Source organism: Ruegeria sp. B10 (assembly GCF_056539825.1).
In genome coordinates this window covers 445,288-462,991 of record NZ_JBQFVP010000001.1, presented here as the reverse complement: position 1 = coordinate 462,991, position 17,704 = coordinate 445,288, and the positions used below count along the sequence as shown (strand labels likewise).

The window sequence follows — 17,704 nt, the reverse complement described above, 5'->3', positions numbered from 1 at the left end:
ACGCCGGAGCTGCCGCTTTCGATGCGTTCAGATTGCGCAACTTGTCCGAGCCGTACGGGTCGGTAATCGCAGCCACAAGCGGATCGCGGTAATAGCGATACCGATCCTTCTTTTGATGCGAATAGGTGTCATAAACATCCCGCCGATCATCCCACTGTTCATAGGTCGCATCGTCTTTGGTGTATCTGTAACGATCGGGATCGTAGGGCACGGGCTGGATTGTTACTCCATCCTTGTAGCGATGCCGCGGCTGCGGCAGATCCAGGTAGCCGTGGAACTGAGACAATGTGCCTTTGGTCACTGTCCGGCCTTTGGACGCGTCGAAGAAGGCGGTCTCTGCGTCCTGCAGGGCGTCGCGGGTTTCGTGGCGCAAATCCCTGACATCCGCGCGCAGGTCGTCACGTGCCTCTTCATAGGTTTCGGCGTCACGCAGTTCATCCTCAAGCGCGTTCAGGTCGTCTTGGTAGTTGGGGTCTGAGGGATCAAGCGCGGCAATGTCGTCGGCAATGTCGTCGCTGCTACGACCGTCGTAGCTTTCGTTCAGTTCCCGCAGCTCGCGCCGCGCGTCATAGAGATCTCCGCGCAGGTCATAGTAGGTTTCCGCAGCGGCCTGATAGGTCGCGATCTTGCCGACATTGCTGTTGGGAGACGCGTTGCGAAACGCCGGAGCTGCCGCTTTCGATGCGTTCAGATTGCGCAACTTGTCCGAGCCGTACGGGTCGGTAATCGCAGCCACAAGCGGATCGCGGTATCTACGCTTGTCCAGGTTTTGTTCGTCGTATCGCTTGGTGCGATAGTCCGAGCGAGCAACTGGTCGCGGGGAGTATTCGACCGGAGCAATGGACGCTTTGCGGTAGGCTTTGTTTACGCGTTTTCCGCTGGCCTTGGGTTTCACGCGTGAGCGTTTGCCGAACAGTTCTTCTACATCGCGTTTGAACTCTCGCCCAACGTTCGCGAGGGTTGTTTTCTGAACTTTGCCGCTTCGCGACTTGTTGTTGGAAGGTTTTTGGGACTTCGCTTTCTGCTTGTTGCCAGTTCCGAATATGTTGCGAGAGCGTTGAGTTGTGGACTTGGCTTTTTGCTTTTTGCCACTTCCAAATAGGTTGCCAGAGCGTTGGGTTTTGGACTTCGCTTTCTGCTTGTTGCCACTTCCGAATAGGTTGCGAGAGCTTTGGGTTTTGGGTTTGGCTTTCCCATGATCCTTACCGGCATTTTTTGCGCCGTTGCTTTTGCCAGATTTTCCCTTTTCGCCGCTCTTGCCTCCGTCTTTTCCTCCCTTACCGGAATTCCCCTTGCCACCTCCGTTGCCCCTTCCGTTCCCCCTGCCTTTGCCGTTGCCTTTATCGTTTTTTGCGTAAGCCGCATCCGGCGCAAGGGCAAAAGTCGTAACGGCACCGGACGCCAGCACCAATGCAGAAATGGTCAAAAAAGATGTCAGGTAATTGCGAAGTTTAGATTTGGTCATCTCAGCCCCCCAGCATCGATCCATCTGGGTTATACCACGAATCTCAAAAATGTGGGGAGTATCGCTTCGATTGTTTCCTCTGAAGCTATTTCGAGGGGAAAATCTAAGACTTTGTCTTATTTCTAGCAGCGTTGATCTACTTCAACGCGCAGCGACGTCTATCGAGTCAACTCTCGCATGCCTTGTTCCAACCCAGCCAGCGTCATTGGCACCATGCGGTCCTCGAAAATCTCTTGGATCATGCCGATGGAGTGGGTGTAGCCCCAGTATTTCTCGGGCACCGGGTTGATCCACAGGTTTGAGGTCCACTGCTCGCGCGCGCGCTGCAGCCAGACTTGGCCTGCTTCTTGGTTCCAGTGCTCGTTGGCGCCGCCGGGGTAGGCGATCTCGTAGGGGCTCATCGAGGCGTCGCCGACAAAGATGCATTTGTAGTCGCCGCCATAGGTGCGCAGCACCTCGTGGGTTGGGATCTGTTGGTCCCAACGGCGGCGGTTGTCGCGCCAGACGCCTTCGTAGAGGCAATTGTGAAAGTAGTAATATTCGAGATGCTTGAACTCGGTCCGCGCGGCCGAGAACAGCTCTTCAACAACCTTGATATGCGGGTCCATGGAACCGCCGACGTCGAGAAACAGCAGGACCTTTACCGCGTTATGCCGCTCGGGGCGGGTTTTGACGTCGAGATAGCCGTGTTCGGCAGTGGCGCGGATGGTGCCGTCCAGGTCCAGCTCCTCCGCCGCGCCCTCACGCGCCCAGCGGCGCAGACGCTTCAAGGCGACCTTGATGTTGCGCGTTCCTAGTTCAACAGTGTCGTCTAAGTTCTTGAATTCGCGTTTGTCCCAGACTTTCACCGCGCGCTGATGGCGGCTTTCCTTCTGGCCGATCCGCACGCCTTCGGGGTTGTAGCCATAGGCCCCGAACGGAGAGGTCCCCGCCGTGCCGATCCACTTGTTCCCCCCCTGGTGACGGCCTTGCTGCTCTTTCAGGCGTTCGCGCAAAGTGTCCATCAGCTTGTCAAAGCCGCCAAGGGCTTCGATCTCGGCCTTTTCCTCGTCCGAGAGGTGTTTTTCTGCCATCTTGGCCAGCCAGTCCGCGGGGATGTCGACCGCCTCCAGCACCTGATCAAAACTGATCTCACCCAGCCCCTCAAAACTGGCGGCAAAAGCGCGGTCGAACTTGTCGATATTGCGCTCATCCTTCACCATCGAGACACGGGCGAGGTAGTAGAACGCCTCGACATCATACGTGGCCAGGCCCTTTTTCATCCCCTCCAGAAAGGTCAGATATTCCCGAAGAGAGACCGGGATGCCTGCTTTTCTGAGGTTTTCGAAAAAGGGCAGGAACATGGGCTACACCAAGAACCGCACAAGGATCAGAGACAGGATCAGGCCCAAAAGCGCAAAGGCTATGCCGTAACCGGCCGCGTATTGCGCCATGTCGGCCCGGTTGCCGTTGCGCTTGCGCGCGGCCATTACGCCCAGGATCGCACCCAAAACAGCCATTCCCACTACTACGAGCATTCGTCTGTCATCCGCCTGTATTGTTTCTCGACGTTCCAGCGTCGCCTTCGGCCAGAGACCGGGCCACCAGATCCGAGCCAAACCCGTATCGCGCCCATCCGATACTGTCCAGCCTGACCGCACGTGCCTGCTGCTCCTGTCCGGCTTGTTTCAGGGCTTCGGATTTCAACAGCAGCAACGTCGCCAGAAGTGAGGCGTTCTCGGCCCGTGTTATCACGTCAATTGCAGAGTTCAGATCGGGCAGAATTTCGGGCCCTCTGTCCTGCGCCAGCGCAAAAGAGGCTGTTTGGGCCGTGACATGCGCGCGGTGAACCTCGGTTCCGGGGGTGGCGTTCAGGAATTGCAGCGCGATCTGATAGTTCTGCAAGGCGGCGGCGGGATCGCGAAACTGGATCATGCGGCCCATAAGGTAATGCGGATAAGCACGGCGGTGGTCGGTCCAGCCCTGCCGCCGTCCGATCTCGGCCGCGCGTTTTGCTGCGCGCAGCTGTCGGGGGGAACCAGGACCGGGGCCGAGGGCTTTATTGATCGCGTCGACCCATTCGCGCGGTGTTTCGGTCAACGGTTGCACCGGCAGCCGGTCGCCGCGCGGGTTGAGGCGGCTGAGCAGGCCGGGGATAACGGCCTCGACCTGTTCACGGGACATCCCCGAGCGCAGTTCAGGAGAATAGGCCGCCCGCAGGATCAACATATCGAACCCGGTCAGAACGGTGTGGATATTGTCATCGTTGAACACGGAGTCGGGCAGATGATAAAGGTCGTTGAGCGGCCCCAGCGCCTGCGCCAGTTCCTCATGTAGACAATCGCGAATTTCCTGCGGGCTGACATCTGCAGGGATGAAAATGCCTAGACGCTCGCGCCGTTGAAGCTCGGTCCAGCTGCTTTTGGGCTTGCGGCGGTCGCGGCGGTATTCCTCGAGGCTCGATGAATTGGGGACCACGAAGCAGGCAGCATTGGGCAGGATGCGTTGGATGTCGCGCTGGGTGACGGCCTCAATGGTGATATTGGCCTGACCTTCGGGAATTTGCCGGATGTCGATCCTGGCCTCGCGCCGAATGCGGTTCAACAGGCTGGTCAGGTCGCGCTGCATGCTGGCCGTGGGCGTGCCCGTCAGGCGCACGGTGATGGGTGTTTCGAACCGGGTGAAAACCGGCAGCTCAACGCCGCTTTCCAACGCAAAATGCAAGTCCAGGAAATCGGCAGCAATGTTGGTATTGGACCGCGCAGGGGGCGTTGGCCGCGACGCCGAGAACGACTTGGTGGGGGGCAGGGATTGCTCAACGACCTTGACGTTGTCCGGCAATTCGATCCGTTCGACCGTTGTACAGGCTGACAGCGCCAACACTGCAACGAAGGCGACAAACCGCTTCATGCGCGATTGTACTTTATGAACGGCGTCAGGGTGCCAATCCGATCATAGAGCTGGCGCGCGGTGTGATTGAACTCCTGCGTTAGCCAATAGACTGACGGAGCGCCTTGGCGATCGGCCTCATCATAGACCGCCTGAATCAGGGCGCGCCCGACGCCGGTTCCGCGCGCCTCGGGGCGGGCGAACAGGTCCTGGAGATAGCAGACATTCTCCACCTTCCAGCCATGACGGTGAAACAGGAAGTGCGTCAATCCGACCAGCTTGCCGTCCTGTTCGGCAACAAAGCCCGAGAAATCCTGCGGGTCATCGCCCAGCAGACGTTCGAATGTCGTCTCGTAGATCGTGTCGGGCAGGGTGGTTTCATAGAACGCAAGATAATCACGCCACATTTCAGCCCAATGGGCCTTGTCCTCGGCGGTCAGTGGGCGGATTTTTAGGTCTTTGGCCAAGCGATGCGTCCTGCTGATTTAGTTTCTGGGATGCTGACACCCGGACCGCCAAGAAGCAAGCCGCGCTCACATCCTGTTCAACGTCGACTGCGCGCCATAAAGGCCAATCGCTCAAACAAATGCACGTCTTGTTCATTTTTCAGCAGCGCGCCATGCAGTTTGGGCAGCGCGTTGGCCCCGTCGCGCTTTAGGTCTTCGGCGCTCAGATCCTCGGCCAGCAGCAGTTTCAACCAGTCCAGAACCTCGGAGGTTGAGGGTTTCTTTTTCAGGCCCTGCGTGTCGCGGATTTCGTAGAACTGCGTGAGCGCGGTGGTCAGAAGCGCATCCTTAATGCCTGGGTGATGGACTTCGACAATACGGCGCATCGTGGCCTCATCCGGGAAGCGGATATAGTGAAAGAAGCAGCGGCGCAGGAAGGCGTCGGGCAGCTCTTTTTCGTTGTTTGAAGTGATGATCACGATCGGGCGGTTCTTTGCCTTGATCGTCTCGCCGGTCTCGTAGACATGGAACTCCATCTTGTCGAGTTCTTGCAGAAGATCATTGGGGAACTCGATATCGGCCTTGTCGATCTCATCAATCAGCAACACGACCTTTTCGTCGGCCTCAAACGCCTGCCAGAGCTTGCCCTTGCGGATGTAGTTCGAGACGTCATGCACACGCTCTTCGCCCAGCTGGCTGTCCCGCAACCGGCTGACGGCGTCGTATTCGTAAAGGCCCTGCTGCGCGCGCGTGGTGGATTTCACATTCCACTCGATCATGCGCAGACCCAACGCGCCGGCGACCTGTTTTGCCAATTCGGTCTTGCCAGTGCCGGGTTCCCCTTTGACCAGCAAGGGGCGCTCCAGCGTGACGGCGGCGTTCACGGCGATGGTCAGATCATCGGTGGCGACATATTCGGCTGTGCCTTGAAAACGTGCGGTCATCGGGTCCTCTTGCTGTTTCCGGCGAAACTGTGGTGTCCGGGTTACAGAGCGATGGGGAATTTGACAAGCCGGGCCGCTGCGTCGGTGAATCAAATTTACCAGCGAGTCCAACCGCTTTTGCATGATTCGCAGGCAGGTGCCTTTCTCGAGGGTTGAACAATGCCCTGAAATTGCCTGTCGATTTTCACAGAAAAACAAGGATTTCTTGTTTTAAGTCTCATATTTAGATGAAGGCTTGCGACGGGGCGTCGGTTCTACGTTTGTGTAGTGACATTCCAGCGCCCGTCGGCTACACGCTGCGCAGAAGGGAGAGCCAAATGTCTGGTGAAGCAACCGTGACCGACGTTACAGGCCATACCGAGGGAGCAAATATGAAGCAGGAAGTTTTTCTGCCGGAGGACTACCGTCCGGCCGAAGATGAGCCTTTCATGAATGATCTGCAGCTTGAGTATTTTCGCCGCAAGCTGCTGGATTGGAAGACAGAACTACTCGCAGGCAGCCGCGACACGATCGAAGGACTGCAGGACAACACCCGAAACATTCCGGACGTCGCCGACCGCGCCAGTGAGGAAACCGACCGCGCGCTTGAACTGCGCACACGGGATCGTCAGCGCAAACTGGTGGCGAAGATCGACTCGGCCCTGCGCCGGATCGACGAAGGCGAATACGGGTATTGCGAAAAAACAGGCGACCCGATCTCGCTGAAGCGTTTGGATGCGCGTCCGATCGCGACAATGACGCTCGAGGCACAGGAACGCCATGAGCGTCGCGAAAAGGTCCACCGCGACGATTGATCGTCCTGAAAAAGTGAATAATTCAAACGCCGGGGCCTGTCGCTCCGGCGTTTTTGCGTTAAGGCAAGGCCATGAAGATCAACGGTCTGAAGTTTTGTGTGGTTGGCGGTGGCATTGGCGGCCTTGCGGCGGCGTTGGCCCTGAGCCAGCGCGGGGCGCAGGTGACCGTGTTAGAGCAGGCCCCAGCGCTGATCGAGGTCGGAGCAGGCCTTCAAATCAGCGCCAACGGAATGTCCGTTCTGCGCGCCTTGGGGGTTGCGGGGGATCAGCCTGAAGTCGCGCAACTTTCTTACGGAACTATTCTGCGCGACTATCGCAAGGGCCGGGTGATCAGTCGTATTCCAGCCCCGGCGGCGGGCCCGACATTCTACTATCACCGCGCCGATTTGCTCGAGGTGTTGCGACAGGCGTCCAAGGACGCAGGTGTCGACATACGCCTCGGTGCGCGAGTGCAGACGGTTCGCAAACACCCATCCGAGGCCGAGATTGTGTTGGATGACAGTGAGCGCCTTCGCGCCGAATGTGTCATTGCAGCAGATGGCGGACGCAGCGCCCTTCGTCCGATCCTGAATGGCCCGGAGGCTCCTGCCTTTACCCACCAGATCGCCTGGCGCGCCACGGTGCCTTGGGAGAACCGTCTTGAGAGACCGCAAGCCTCACTGACAATGGGGCCGAGGCGGCACGTCGTCACCTATCCGCTACGCGACCAACGCCTGATGAACGTCGTCGCAATTGAAGAACGCTCGGACTGGCAGCAGGAAGGCTGGCGCATACAGGGCGATCCCAATGACCTGCGCGCTCGGTTTGCCGATTTTGGCGGGCCGGTGAGGGATATTCTGGCAAAGGTTGAAAAAACGCATCTATGGGCGCTATTCCTGCGTCCGGTGGCCGAGAGATGGCAGAACGGACGCTTGGCCCTATTGGGCGACGCGGCCCATCCGACGTTGCCCTTCATGGCACAAGGGGCCTGTCTGGCGCTCGAGGATGCTTGGGTTCTGGCACGCTCCTTCGACAGCCAATCGGGTGTGAGGCAAGCTCTTGCAGCCTACGAATCCGCGCGCCAGCGCCGCGCGCAACATGTGGTCGCTGCGGCATCTGCTAACGCGCGCAACTTCCATCTGCGGGGTCCGATGCGTTTGGCCGCGCAAGCGGTTCTGGCGGCGATAGGTCCGCGCCTTACGCGGAAATTTGACTGGATCTACAGCTACGACCCGACCGTTTGATCTCAGATGTCCAGATCGACCCAGACCGGCACGTGATCCGAGGGTTTTTCGTGCCCACGCACCTCTTTGTCGATCTGACAGTCCCGCATCAGATCTGCGGCCTGCGGAGTCAGTAGAAAATGGTCGATGCGAATGCCGTCATCCTTGTTCCACGCTCCGGCCTGATAGTCCCAAAAGGAATAGTGGCCTGCACCATGTACGCGGGCACGGAACGCTTCGGTGAACCCAAGGTTCAGGATCATGCGGAACGCAGCCCGGCTTTCGGGCCGGAACAAGGCGTCCTCGCGCCATGCATCGGGGCGCTTTGCATCTTCAGCTTGCGGAATAATGTTGTAGTCGCCCGCCATTAACGCAGGCTCTTCGCTGGCCAACAGGGCACGGGCGCGATCGTACAGACGCTCCATCCACGCCAGTTTGTAGTCGTATTTTGGCCCGGGCGTTGGGTTTCCGTTCGGCAGATAGAGGCCACAGACCCGCAGCGCCTGCTTTCCGACAACCGTTGCTTCGATCCAACGCGCTTGTTCATCTTCATCGTCACCGGGCAAGCCGCGCGTCACATCCTCCAAAGGTAGCTTCGAGAGGATTGCGACACCGTTAAAGCTCTTCTGACCATGTGTCTCGACATTGTACCCGCGTTCTTCGAAGATTTCTCGGGGGAAGTTCTCGTCGACGGACTTGATTTCCTGCAAAAGAACCACGTCCGGCTGGGCATCATCCAACCAACGTGGCAAGGCTTCGGCCCGCGCTTTTATGCCATTGATGTTGAACGTGGCGATTTTCATGCGCGATCCTCCAAAGCTGTTGGCAACCTATCGCCCAGAATGATCCCAGCGGCAAGGTGGTGGGTGGGGTTGCGAGGCTCTGCCTCGCGCTCTGAGGTATTTTTGGCCAGATGAAGAAACGGATCCTTAACCAATTTGGTTGTAGCAAAGAGATGCGGTACAGGCGGAGGCGCCGATGACCGCGCCAGGTGAAGCTCTCCGGCGTTCAGGTCGGAGAGTGGCTCCCTGCTTCATCTGGCTGAAAATACCTTGGGGGTGTGGGGGCAAAGCCCCCACGTGGTTTACATGGAAAACGACGTGCCGCATCCGCAGGAGGACGTCGCGTTGGGGTTTTCGATCACGAACCGCGCGCCGATAAGTTCCTGGGTAAAATCAATGACTGCATTTTCCAGAAAGGGCAGGGAGATCGAGTCGACAATCACCTTTTGGCCTTTGCCTTCCAGCACAAGGTCGTCCTCTTTTGGTTCGTCCAACGCGATTTCGTATTGAAAACCGGAACATCCGCCGCCTTCAACGGCGACACGCAAGGCCTGCCCCTGATTGGCGGCACCGATTTCAGCAAGGCGCTCAAACGCTCGTTCTGTGACTGTCGGAGGCAGATTCATGCCGGACTCCAAAGGTTTATTTCCCAACCAACGTACAATATATGAAACCTATCGACAGGCGACAAGGACCAGACTTTTGGATAGAGCGGGTTTTGCCTCGGATCCAAGCCGCGCACGGGGGCGGTTGGTGCCTGAGGAGGAAAGCAGTTTCCGGTCATGCTTTCAGCGTGATCGGGATCGCATCATTCATGCCAGCGCGTTCCGGCGGCTTAAGCATAAGACGCAGGTTTTTGTCGAACATGAAGGCGATAGCTACCGCACCCGCCTGACGCATTCGATTGAGGTGGCTCAGGTCGCGCGCACAATTGCTGGGGCTTTGGACCTGAACCCAGAGCTTACCGAGGCCATCGCGCTCGCGCATGACTTGGGTCACACACCTTTTGGTCACACGGGTGAGGACGCGCTGCATGCTTTAATGGCCCCTTACGGCGGTTTTGACCACAACGCGCAGGCCATCCGCATCGTCACCAAGCTGGAGCGCCACTATGCCGAGTTCGACGGCTGCAATCTGACATGGGAATGTCTGGAAGGGATCGCAAAGCACAACGGACCGGTGACCAGAGAACTGCCTTGGGCTCTGGCCGAATGCAATGGCGGATTTGATCTTGAATTACACACGCATGCCAGTGCCGAGGCGCAGGTGGCGGCCCTGTCGGACGATATTGCCTATAACAACCACGATCTGTTGGATGGGCTTCGAGCCAACTTGTTCTCTGACGATGAGATCCAGCAACTCCCGATTGTAGGAGAGTGCTATGCGGCCGTTGACCGGGCCTATCCTGGGCTTGATCCGTATCGCCGCCGGCATGAGGCGTTGCGACGGGTTTTTGGTGTCATGGTCTCGGATGTGATTGATACATCGCGAGAGTTTATTGCCGGGTCGGGGGCGCAGTCGGTTGAGGATATCAGGCACTATGTCGCTCCGGTCATTCAGTTTTCTGCCGGGCTTTGGGTGCAACTCAAGGAGATACGCGCTTTTCTGTTTGCGCGGATGTATCGCGCGCCCAGTGTAATGGAAGTGCGGGGAAAAGTGGCTCGCGTCGTCGAAGATCTGTTCCCGATCTACCTGAATGATCCCAAGCAGATGCCGACCCGCTGGCATGACGATATCGAAGCGGCGCTGGATGAGACCGCGCTGGCGCGGATCGTGTCAGACTACATTGCGGGCATGACTGATCGGTTTGCGCTGCAGGATCATAAGCGCCTTACTGGCCAGTAACTATTCGATCCCGATATAGGCCAGCGCCCAGACCTGCTGACCGGCTTGTTCCTGCGCCAGATCAGTGTCGTCGGTTGGGGGGAAGACGATCATGGTTGGGCCGTAGCCGCCGATGCCCATTGGGCTGCCATCCGCATGGGTCGCGACAATGGGGTTGTGGGCCTCGATACTGCTCCACGGAATTTCTGCCTGATAGCCGTCCAGCGCCATGGGTTTGGCGGTTTTCCCTTCGGCCCCGGCCATGGTCATGACCGCTGACAGAAGAGGGCCGGAGAACGTGATCTCGCGTTTGTTGCCTTCGGGGCCGTAGGGTATCGTGATTTCGGTCTGATCAAGCGCGTCCAGCATCGCGGTGTCGAAACCGGCTGCTCCGCTATGCGTGACCTCCAGATATCCAAGCAGACCGCCGTCATTCTCGCCGCGTGCGGGCAGGTTGGTCTCAGACACCGCGCCGCCCAATGTCAGCAGAACGTGCCCCTTGGGCGCGGGCATCTCGGCCCATACGGGCGTCGCTAGGGCAAGGACAAGGGGCAGGACTAGGCGCATGGGTCGTCTCCGGTTTTGCAATCCTGCTCAAATTAGCCGTGTTCGTGGACAATCCAAGCCCAAACAGATGCCCTCCATTGACCTTGACGCTTTGCGTGGTAAACCGCCGGGCAAGCAAAAGGACATCCGAAATGAACCTGTTTTCCGAGATCCGTGGTCTTGTACTGGACGCGTTGGCGCAGATGCAGTCCGAAGGCGCTCTGCCCGAGGGGTTGAGCTTTGACAACGTGGCGGTCGAACCGCCGCGCGATGCTGCGCATGGCGATATGGCGACCAATGCGGCGATGGTGGTGGCAAAGCCCGCCAATATGAAGCCGCGCGACATTGCGGACGCTTTGGCAGTCAAGCTGGCCGCCGATGACCGGATCACCAGCGCCGAGGTTGCGGGTCCGGGGTTCCTGAACCTGCGTCTGGCCGCAACGGTCTGGCAGGGTGTTCTTGCGCGCGTGTTGGAGATGGGCACTGACTATGGCCGCTCGACCATGGGGCAGGGGCAGAAGGTCAACGTGGAATATGTCTCGGCCAACCCGACCGGTCCGCTGCATGTGGGTCATACGCGGGGCGCGGTGTTCGGGGACGCTCTGGCGAGCTTGCTGGCCTATTCCGGTCATGACGTGACGCGCGAATACTACATCAACGACGGTGGCGCGCAGGTGGATGTGCTAGCGCGGTCCGCCTATGAACGCTACCGCGAAGCCAATGGTCTGAGCCCCGAGATTGCTGAGGGTCTTTATCCCGGCGACTACCTGATCCCGATCGGCGAGGCGCTGAAAGAGAAATACGGCGACAGCCTGATCGACAAGCCCGAGAGCGAATGGCTGGAAGACCTGCGCAACTTTGCCACCGACGCGATGATGGACCTGATCCGCGCCGACCTGAAGGCGCTGGGCGTTGAGATGGACGTGTTCTTCTCGGAGAAATCCCTCTACGGAACGGGCCGGATCGAAGCCGCGCTGCAGTCGCTGACCGACAAGGGCCTGATCTATGAAGGCGTGCTGGAGCCGCCCAAAGGCAAAAAGCCCGAGGATTGGGAGCCGCGCGAGCAGACCCTGTTCAAATCGACCGAACATGGCGATGACGTCGACCGCCCGGTCAAGAAATCGGATGGTGCCTGGACCTATTTCGCCCCGGATATCGCCTATCACTATGATAAGGTCAGCCGTGGTTTTGACGCGCTGATTGACGTGTTTGGCGCGGATCATGGTGGCTATGTCAAACGGATGAAGGCAGCTGTTTCGGCGCTGTCTGACGGCGAGGTGCCGCTGGATATCAAGCTCACCCAGCTGGTGAAACTGTGGAAAAATGGCGAGCCGTTCAAGATGTCCAAGCGGGCCGGGAACTTTGTCACCCTGCGCGATGTGGTCGATCAGGTGGGCCCGGATGTGACCCGTTTCGTAATGCTGACCCGCAAGAACGACGCGCCGTTGGATTTCGATTTCGACAAGGTGCTGGAGCAAAGCCGTGAGAACCCCGTGTTCTACGTGCAATATGCCCATGCCCGCGTCATGAGCGTGCTGCGCCGCGCGGCCGAGGCCGAGATTGCTGCCGACGATGCGACCCTTGTGGGCGCGGATCTGGGCAAGATCGACCATACCTCTGAGCTGGCTGTGGCCAAGAAACTGGCCGAATGGCCACGACTTGTGGAAATTGCCGCGCGCACTAACGAACCGCACCGCGTTGCGTTCTATCTGTATGAATTGGCAGGGGATTTTCATGCTCTGTGGAACAAGGGCAATGAAGAAACTCAACTGCGCTTCATCCAGGATGGCGATGTTGCCACAAGCCAGTCGAAAATCGCATTGGCCCGTGCCGTTTCTGTTGTGATTTCAGCAGGCTTGGGTATTCTTGGCGTTACTCCGGCGCAGGAGATGCGGTAACCAATACCGCCCGAACCGCCGGTCTGAGGCAGACAAGAAATGACCCGCGCGCCTTAATTTCAGGTGCAATCGGGCGGTGAGGCGGACATGACGAGTTACGATTACTCGGGGCATCAAAGCCCCGGGCAGATGCATTACCCGAATCAATCCTATGCCGATGATGGGTATGACTACCCTGACGAGATGGCCGACCATGCCGCGCCGCGCAGCGGTTTTGGCGTTGGCAAGGCGATGAACGTGCTGGGGGCGGTTGCCTCTCTGGCGCTGGTCGCCGGGATCGGAATCTGGAGCTACAAGCTGGTGATGCGCGATGTCAGCGGTGTGCCTGTTGTCCGCGCCGCCGAAGGTCCGATGCGCATTCAACCCGAAAACCCGGGCGGACGCCCCGCAGATCATCAGGGTCTGGCCGTGAATGCCGTTGCTGCCGAAGGCTCGGCAGCCGCCCCTGCGGATCGTCTGATCCTAGCCCCGCGTCCGGTCTCGCTGACGGATGAGGACCTGCCCGCTGGGGAACTGAAGCCGACCAAAGCTGTTCATGTCGTCGAAGAGCCGATTTCGAACGAAGAGGCCGCGGCCCTGCGGCAGAACGCAGTGGACGCACTGGTCGCCGAGCTCGCGGGCGAGGCGGCTCGTGCCAATGATCAGCAAACCGAGGATGGCGTGCAGCTAGCGTCACTGGTGACGCCCGAGGAAGAGCCTGCGATTGACCCTGCGGATTTCGCCGCAGCTCTGCCAGACCCGACCATTGCCGAGCTTCCGGGTGTGCGCCGCTCGTTGCGCCCGCAAACCCGCCCGGCCCGCCGTGCGGTGGTCACCGATACGTCTGAGGCAGCGATCAACGCGGCCGTCAAATCCGCCGTTGGGTTGGATGTAGACCCTGACACACTGAGCAAAGGCACTCGTCTGGCGCAGCTTGGCGCTTTTGAGAGCGCGGATGTCGCCAAATCCGAATGGGCGCGTCTAAACGGTCAGTTCGGTGAGTATATGGACGGAAAACAGCGTGTTATCCAGAAAACCTCAAGCGGTGGCCGCACCTTCTACCGGTTGCGCGTGCTTGGTTTTGATGACCTGAGCGACTCGCGCCAGTTCTGTGCGGCGTTGGTAGCGCAAGGGGCGGACTGTATCCCGGTGGCCGTCAGGTGACGTTTGGGGCCGCGATTTCTGACGCAGAAGCGCTGCGGCTGACCGATGACGAAAGGGCCTTGTTCCGTGATATGAACCCGTTTGGGTTCATCCTGTTCGCGCGCAACATCGAAAGTGCCGATCAGGTCCGGGCCCTGTGCGATGACTTTCGCGAGGCCGTTGGGCGGAATTGTCCCATAACGATTGATCAGGAGGGAGGCCGTGTTCAACGTCTGCGCGCCCCTCTGGCGCGCGAATGGATGCCGCCGCTCGATCATGCTGAACGGGCCGGAGAGCATGCGGAACGCGCCATGTACCTGCGCTATCGCCTGATTGCGCATGAGCTATTTGAGCTGGGGATCGACAGCAACTGCGCCCCGATGGTGGATGTCGCGCGCCCGGAAACCCACGCCTTTCTACGCAACCGCTGCTACGGCAGTGATGCAAAAAGCATCGCTCAACTGGGGCGGGCCGTTGCGCAGGGGCATCTGGATGGGGGCGTTTTGCCCGTCGTCAAGCACATGCCCGGTCACGGTCGGGCCACGCTGGACACACATTTCGACCTGCCGCGCGTCGACCTGCCGCTCGAAGAGCTGACGCAGACCGATTTCGCCCCGTTCAAGGCTCTGAACGACCTGCCAATGGCGATGACCGCTCATCTGGTGTTCGAACAGATCGATCCGACACCGGCCACGATCTCGGCCCCGATGATGAAGGTCATCCGCGAGGTGATCGGCTTTGACGGGCTGGTCATGACCGATGACATCACCATGAAGGCGCTCAGCGGGTTGGTGCCCGAGCGCGCGGCACAGGCCTTGCAGGCAGGCTGTGATGTCGTATTGCACTGCAACGGCAGCTTTGCTGAGCGTCGTGATGTGCTTCAGGCCGCAGGCCAGATGACCGAGGCGGCGCAGGCCCGCGCAGATCGGGCCTTGGCCATGCGCAAAAAGCCCGCCGAACTTGACATCGAGGCCACTGAGGCTGAACTATCTGCCCTAATGGGCGGGCAGGTATATGAACGATAATCTTTTCAGCGAAGATCCGGTTTCGGTCGCCGACCGGCTGGCAGCCGAAGCGCTGATCGTTGACGTCGACGGGTTCGAGGGCCCGTTGGATGTGCTCCTGACCCTGTCACGGACGCAAAAGGTCGACCTGCGCAAGATCTCGGTTCTGGCACTGGCGCAGCAATATCTGGCTTTTGTCGAAAAGGCGCGCGCGCTGCGGATCGAACTGGCCGCAGACTATCTGGTGATGGCCGCTTGGCTGGCCTTTCTCAAATCGCGCCTCCTGCTGCCACCTGACCCGGATGACGAGGGGCCCTCGGGTGAGGAACTTGCAGCCCACTTGGCGTTTCAGCTCGAACGCCTGCAGGCCATGCGTGATGCCGCTGCCCGGCTGATGGCGCGGGACCAGCTAGGGCGTGATTTCTTCAAGCGCGGGCAGGCCGAAGACGTCACCCGCATACGGACTGTTACCTATTCGGCTACGTTGTTGGACCTGATGCAGGGCTATGCGCGCATCCGCACCCGGGATGAATTCCGCCCCTTTGTGATGGACCGCGACTCGGTGTTCACGATGGAGCAGGCGCTGGAGCGAATGCGCCCTCTGATCGGGTTTGCCGGGGCCTGGACGGATATGGAGACCTATCTGCCCGACGGATGGGACGGTGATCCGGTGCGGCGACGCTCGGCCACGGCGGCGACTTTCGCAGCCTCGCTGGAGCTGGTGAAAGAAGGACATATGGAGATCAAGCAAAGCGACACCTTTGCCCCGATCCATCTGCGCAAGAGGACCGAGACTCGTGACTGACGCCCCCGAAGAAACCGGCACCCTGTTCGAAGCGCCCCCTCTGGCCGAGCAGGAGCGGATGGTCGAAGCGGTGCTGTTTGCCAGCGCCGAACCGGTGACAAATGCCGATCTTGAGGCGCGGATGCCGCATGGTAGCAATGCCGCGCAAGCCGTTGAGTTGCTTCAGAAACGTTATGAGGGCCGCGGTGTGCGCGTGGTCAAGGTTGGTGAGGCATGGGCGATCCGGACCGCCCCTGACCTTGGCTTTCTGATGCAGAAAGAAACGGTTGAGACTCGCAAGCTGAGCCGTGCTGCGATCGAAACGCTGGCCATCGTGGCATATCACCAGCCTTGCACGCGGGCCGAGATCGAAGAGATACGCGGTGTCTCCGTCTCACGCGGGACCATCGACCAATTGCTCGAGATGGAGTGGATCCGGCTGGGCCGCCGCCGTATGACGCCCGGTCGTCCGGTGACCTTTGTCGTCACGCCTGAGTTTCTGGATCACTTCGGGCTAGAAAACGCTCGCGACCTGCCGGGCCTAAAGGAATTGCGCGCCGCTGGCTTGTTGGAAAACCGCCCACCGCCGGGTGCTATCCCACTGGGCGAGGGGCGCGAAGACGAAGTTGACGAAGATCAGACCGAACTCTTCGAGGAAGAGTGATCAGACAGCCCTTTTGCCGCCGCATGGATACCCTATCTTTAGGCGCAGGAAACGGAGTTGAGCAATGAATGCAAATCGGATCATCGACATGATCGTCCGCCAAGTCACGCGCCGACTTGTCAACAAAGGCATCGACAAGGGGTTTGATATGGCAAGCCGTATGGGCGGTTCGTCGGATTCAGGCGATACCCAACCGAAAGGTAAACCGGGGCCGGACCAGTCGCAGAGTATCAAACAGGCCAAGCAGATGACCCGTCAGATGCGGCGGTTCATGCGGTTTTAGGTAGCTGCCTTGAAGTGTTTGGACAGTTTCAGCCCCTGTCCCTGATAGTTAGAGGCAATGCCCACGCCATATAGCTGCGTGGGCATTTCGGACATTTTCTCATAGACCAAGCGCCCGACGACCTGACCGTGTTCCAGAACGAATGGGGCCTCGTGGCAGCGGACCTCAAGCACACCGCGCGATCCGGCACCACCTGCGGCCGCATGCCCAAAGCCGGGGTCGAAGAAGCCCGCATAGTGAACACGGAACTCACCGACCATGGCCAGATAGGGGGCCATTTCAGCCGCGTACATGGGTGGTATATGCACCGCCTCGCGACTGACGAGGATATAGAACGCGCCGGGGTCGAGGATGATGCAGCCATCACTCGTGCGCACCTCTTCCCAATAGTCTTGTGGGTCGTATGCGCCGATCCGGTCCAGATCAATCACGCCGGTATGCGGCTTTGCACGATAGCCGACCAGATCGGTGTCAGGCAACTGCAGGTCAACCGAAAAGCCCAGACCGTCCTGAATGACGGCAGGTCCATCGACCAGCGGGGATTCGGTGTGTAGAGCGGTCAATTCGGCGTCGGTCAGAACGGCTTGACCCTGACGGAAGCGAATCTGGTTAAGCCGCATGCCGGGCCGTACTAGTACCGAGAAGGAGCGTGGGCAAATCTCGGCGTAGAGCGGGCCGGTGTAGCCTGCGGGCACCCGGTCGAACTCGGTGCCGCCATCGGTGATTGTTCGCGTCAGCAGGTCCAACCGCCCGGTTGAGCTTTTGGCATTCGCCACCGCGCTGGTCTCGGCGGGCAGGGCGAGCGATTCCATCAACGGCACCAGATAGACGCAGCCTTTCTCGAGCACGGCTCCGTCGGTGATGTCGATCCGGTGCATCTCAAACTCGGCCAGACGGTCGGCGACCGATCTCCCTTCACCCGCAAGAAACGAGGCGCGGACGCGATAAGCCGTTGTTCCCAAACGTAGATCAAGGCTCGCGGGTTGAACCTGTGCCGAGATCACGTCCGGGCTGGCGCTGATCTCACCGCGTGTGATCATCGCTTCGATCTGCTGGTTTGGGCATACACCTGTCATTT

The 17,704-nt window shown here is 59.3% G+C and carries 20 protein-coding genes; 10 read left to right on the top strand and 10 right to left on the bottom strand.

Going from position 1 to position 17,704, the window contains the following annotated elements; all coding sequences use genetic code 11:
* On the bottom strand, positions 1-895 hold an 895-nt coding region (locus tag ACR0J4_RS02370), incomplete at its 3' end, for a hypothetical protein (protein WP_480668284.1).
* Positions 896-1,195: 300 nt separating this feature from the next.
* On the opposite strand from ACR0J4_RS02370, the gene ACR0J4_RS02365 reads away from it, so the two are divergent.
* Positions 1,196-1,591: a hypothetical protein gene (locus ACR0J4_RS02365; RefSeq protein WP_480668283.1), complete on the top strand. Its 396-nt coding sequence runs from the start codon at positions 1,196-1,198 to the stop codon at positions 1,589-1,591.
* Positions 1,592-1,623: 32 nt separating this feature from the next.
* Here the strand turns inward: ACR0J4_RS02365 and ACR0J4_RS02360 are convergent, their stop codons facing one another.
* The 5 genes from ACR0J4_RS02360 to ACR0J4_RS02340 all read right to left on the bottom strand — a co-directional run bounded on the left by ACR0J4_RS02360 (position 1,624) and on the right by ACR0J4_RS02340 (position 5,723).
* Positions 1,624-2,808 carry a vWA domain-containing protein gene (locus ACR0J4_RS02360; protein ID WP_170373959.1) on the bottom strand — a complete coding sequence of 395 codons (1,185 nt, stop codon included), beginning with the start codon at positions 2,806-2,808 and terminating at the stop codon, positions 1,624-1,626.
* A 3-nt stretch (positions 2,809-2,811) separates the two neighbouring features.
* Entirely contained in the window at positions 2,812-2,982 is a 171-nt protein-coding gene (locus ACR0J4_RS02355) for a hypothetical protein (protein ID WP_170373958.1), read from the bottom strand.
* Positions 2,983-2,989: 7 nt separating this feature from the next.
* Positions 2,990-4,354, bottom strand: a complete 1,365-nt coding sequence (locus ACR0J4_RS02350) for a DUF2927 domain-containing protein (RefSeq protein WP_170641972.1) — start codon at positions 4,352-4,354, stop codon at positions 2,990-2,992.
* Positions 4,351-4,800 (bottom strand): N-acetyltransferase family protein, encoded by a 450-nt coding sequence (locus tag ACR0J4_RS02345; RefSeq protein ID WP_480668282.1) that lies wholly within the window; start codon positions 4,798-4,800, stop codon positions 4,351-4,353. Before ACR0J4_RS02345 ends, ACR0J4_RS02350 begins: the two co-directional genes overlap by 4 nt.
* A gap of 77 nt (positions 4,801-4,877) precedes the next feature.
* Positions 4,878-5,723, bottom strand: coding sequence for an AAA family ATPase (locus ACR0J4_RS02340; RefSeq protein ID WP_170466382.1), 846 nt, complete (start codon positions 5,721-5,723; stop codon positions 4,878-4,880).
* Between the two features lie 371 nt (positions 5,724-6,094).
* Between ACR0J4_RS02340 and dksA the strand changes: the two genes are divergently transcribed.
* Both dksA and ACR0J4_RS02330 read left to right on the top strand, forming a co-directional pair.
* On the top strand, positions 6,095-6,517 hold the full coding sequence (gene dksA / locus ACR0J4_RS02335) for an RNA polymerase-binding protein DksA (protein WP_170374347.1): 423 nt from the start codon (positions 6,095-6,097) through the stop codon (positions 6,515-6,517).
* 71 nt (positions 6,518-6,588) lie between these two features.
* On the top strand, positions 6,589-7,740 hold the full coding sequence (locus tag ACR0J4_RS02330) for an FAD-dependent oxidoreductase (protein ID WP_170641970.1): 1,152 nt from the start codon (positions 6,589-6,591) through the stop codon (positions 7,738-7,740).
* 2 nt (positions 7,741-7,742) lie between these two features.
* On the opposite strand, the gene xth is transcribed toward ACR0J4_RS02330, so the two are convergent.
* Both xth and ACR0J4_RS02320 read right to left on the bottom strand, forming a co-directional pair.
* On the bottom strand, positions 7,743-8,522 hold the full coding sequence (gene xth, locus ACR0J4_RS02325; RefSeq protein WP_170641968.1) for an exodeoxyribonuclease III: 780 nt from the start codon (positions 8,520-8,522) through the stop codon (positions 7,743-7,745).
* Between the two features lie 281 nt (positions 8,523-8,803).
* A complete protein-coding gene (locus ACR0J4_RS02320; RefSeq protein ID WP_170373953.1) occupies positions 8,804-9,127 on the bottom strand; it encodes a HesB/IscA family protein in 324 nt (107 codons plus the stop codon).
* A 76-nt stretch (positions 9,128-9,203) separates the two neighbouring features.
* On the opposite strand from ACR0J4_RS02320, the gene ACR0J4_RS02315 reads away from it, so the two are divergent.
* Positions 9,204-10,346, top strand: coding sequence for a deoxyguanosinetriphosphate triphosphohydrolase (locus ACR0J4_RS02315; protein ID WP_170548147.1), 1,143 nt, complete (start codon positions 9,204-9,206; stop codon positions 10,344-10,346).
* Here ACR0J4_RS02315 and ACR0J4_RS02310 read toward each other — a convergent pair whose 3' ends face one another.
* The gene (locus ACR0J4_RS02310; RefSeq protein ID WP_170641966.1) at positions 10,347-10,892 is read right to left on the bottom strand and encodes a molybdopterin-binding protein; all 546 of its coding nucleotides are present in this window, start codon (positions 10,890-10,892) and stop codon (positions 10,347-10,349) included. It lies immediately after the preceding gene.
* Between the two features lie 131 nt (positions 10,893-11,023).
* Here ACR0J4_RS02310 and argS point away from each other — a divergent pair, with 131 nt between their 5' ends.
* The 6 genes from argS (at position 11,024) to ACR0J4_RS02280 (ending at position 16,626) form a co-directional block, all read left to right on the top strand.
* Positions 11,024-12,769: an arginine--tRNA ligase gene (gene argS, locus ACR0J4_RS02305; RefSeq protein WP_480668281.1), complete on the top strand. Its 1,746-nt coding sequence runs from the start codon at positions 11,024-11,026 to the stop codon at positions 12,767-12,769.
* Between the two features lie 87 nt (positions 12,770-12,856).
* Entirely contained in the window at positions 12,857-13,912 is a 1,056-nt protein-coding gene (locus tag ACR0J4_RS02300) for an SPOR domain-containing protein (protein WP_170641962.1), read from the top strand.
* Positions 13,909-14,916, top strand: coding sequence for a beta-N-acetylhexosaminidase (gene nagZ / locus ACR0J4_RS02295; RefSeq protein WP_170641960.1), 1,008 nt, complete (start codon positions 13,909-13,911; stop codon positions 14,914-14,916). Before ACR0J4_RS02300 ends, nagZ begins: the two co-directional genes overlap by 4 nt.
* Positions 14,906-15,700 (top strand): segregation and condensation protein A, encoded by a 795-nt coding sequence (locus ACR0J4_RS02290; RefSeq protein ID WP_170483405.1) that lies wholly within the window; start codon positions 14,906-14,908, stop codon positions 15,698-15,700. Before nagZ ends, ACR0J4_RS02290 begins: the two co-directional genes overlap by 11 nt.
* Complete coding sequence (gene scpB / locus ACR0J4_RS02285; protein WP_170483407.1) at positions 15,693-16,343, top strand: SMC-Scp complex subunit ScpB; 651 nt, start codon at positions 15,693-15,695, stop codon at positions 16,341-16,343. The genes ACR0J4_RS02290 and scpB overlap by 8 nt, the downstream gene beginning before the upstream one ends.
* A gap of 64 nt (positions 16,344-16,407) precedes the next feature.
* A complete protein-coding gene (locus tag ACR0J4_RS02280) occupies positions 16,408-16,626 on the top strand; it encodes a hypothetical protein (protein WP_170548158.1) in 219 nt (72 codons plus the stop codon).
* On the opposite strand, the gene ACR0J4_RS02275 is transcribed toward ACR0J4_RS02280, so the two are convergent.
* Entirely contained in the window at positions 16,623-17,702 is a 1,080-nt protein-coding gene (locus tag ACR0J4_RS02275) for a 2'-deoxycytidine 5'-triphosphate deaminase (protein WP_170548161.1), read from the bottom strand. The genes ACR0J4_RS02280 and ACR0J4_RS02275 overlap by 4 nt on opposite strands.
* Between the last annotated feature and the right edge of the window lie 2 nt (positions 17,703-17,704).

Bases quoted from the DNA above. Each gene is read 5' to 3' on its own strand.
- ACR0J4_RS02365 (WP_480668283.1), top strand. From the start codon at position 1,196: ATGATCCTTACCGGCATTTTTTGCGCCGTTGCTTTTGCCAGATTTTCC.
- ACR0J4_RS02360 (WP_170373959.1), bottom strand. From the start codon at position 2,808: ATGTTCCTGCCCTTTTTCGAAAACCTCAGAAAAGCAGGCATCCCGGTC.
- ACR0J4_RS02355 (WP_170373958.1), bottom strand. From the start codon at position 2,982: ATGCTCGTAGTAGTGGGAATGGCTGTTTTGGGTGCGATCCTGGGCGTA.
- ACR0J4_RS02350 (WP_170641972.1), bottom strand. From the start codon at position 4,354: ATGAAGCGGTTTGTCGCCTTCGTTGCAGTGTTGGCGCTGTCAGCCTGT.
- ACR0J4_RS02340 (WP_170466382.1), bottom strand. From the start codon at position 5,723: ATGACCGCACGTTTTCAAGGCACAGCCGAATATGTCGCCACCGATGAT.
- dksA (WP_170374347.1), top strand. From the start codon at position 6,095: ATGAAGCAGGAAGTTTTTCTGCCGGAGGACTACCGTCCGGCCGAAGAT.
- ACR0J4_RS02330 (WP_170641970.1), top strand. From the start codon at position 6,589: ATGAAGATCAACGGTCTGAAGTTTTGTGTGGTTGGCGGTGGCATTGGC.
- xth (WP_170641968.1), bottom strand. From the start codon at position 8,522: ATGAAAATCGCCACGTTCAACATCAATGGCATAAAAGCGCGGGCCGAA.
- ACR0J4_RS02320 (WP_170373953.1), bottom strand. From the start codon at position 9,127: ATGAATCTGCCTCCGACAGTCACAGAACGAGCGTTTGAGCGCCTTGCT.
- ACR0J4_RS02310 (WP_170641966.1), bottom strand. From the start codon at position 10,892: ATGCGCCTAGTCCTGCCCCTTGTCCTTGCCCTAGCGACGCCCGTATGG.
- argS (WP_480668281.1), top strand. From the start codon at position 11,024: ATGAACCTGTTTTCCGAGATCCGTGGTCTTGTACTGGACGCGTTGGCG.
- ACR0J4_RS02300 (WP_170641962.1), top strand. From the start codon at position 12,857: ATGACGAGTTACGATTACTCGGGGCATCAAAGCCCCGGGCAGATGCAT.
- ACR0J4_RS02290 (WP_170483405.1), top strand. From the start codon at position 14,906: ATGAACGATAATCTTTTCAGCGAAGATCCGGTTTCGGTCGCCGACCGG.
- ACR0J4_RS02280 (WP_170548158.1), top strand. From the start codon at position 16,408: ATGAATGCAAATCGGATCATCGACATGATCGTCCGCCAAGTCACGCGC.
- ACR0J4_RS02275 (WP_170548161.1), bottom strand. From the start codon at position 17,702: ATGACAGGTGTATGCCCAAACCAGCAGATCGAAGCGATGATCACACGC.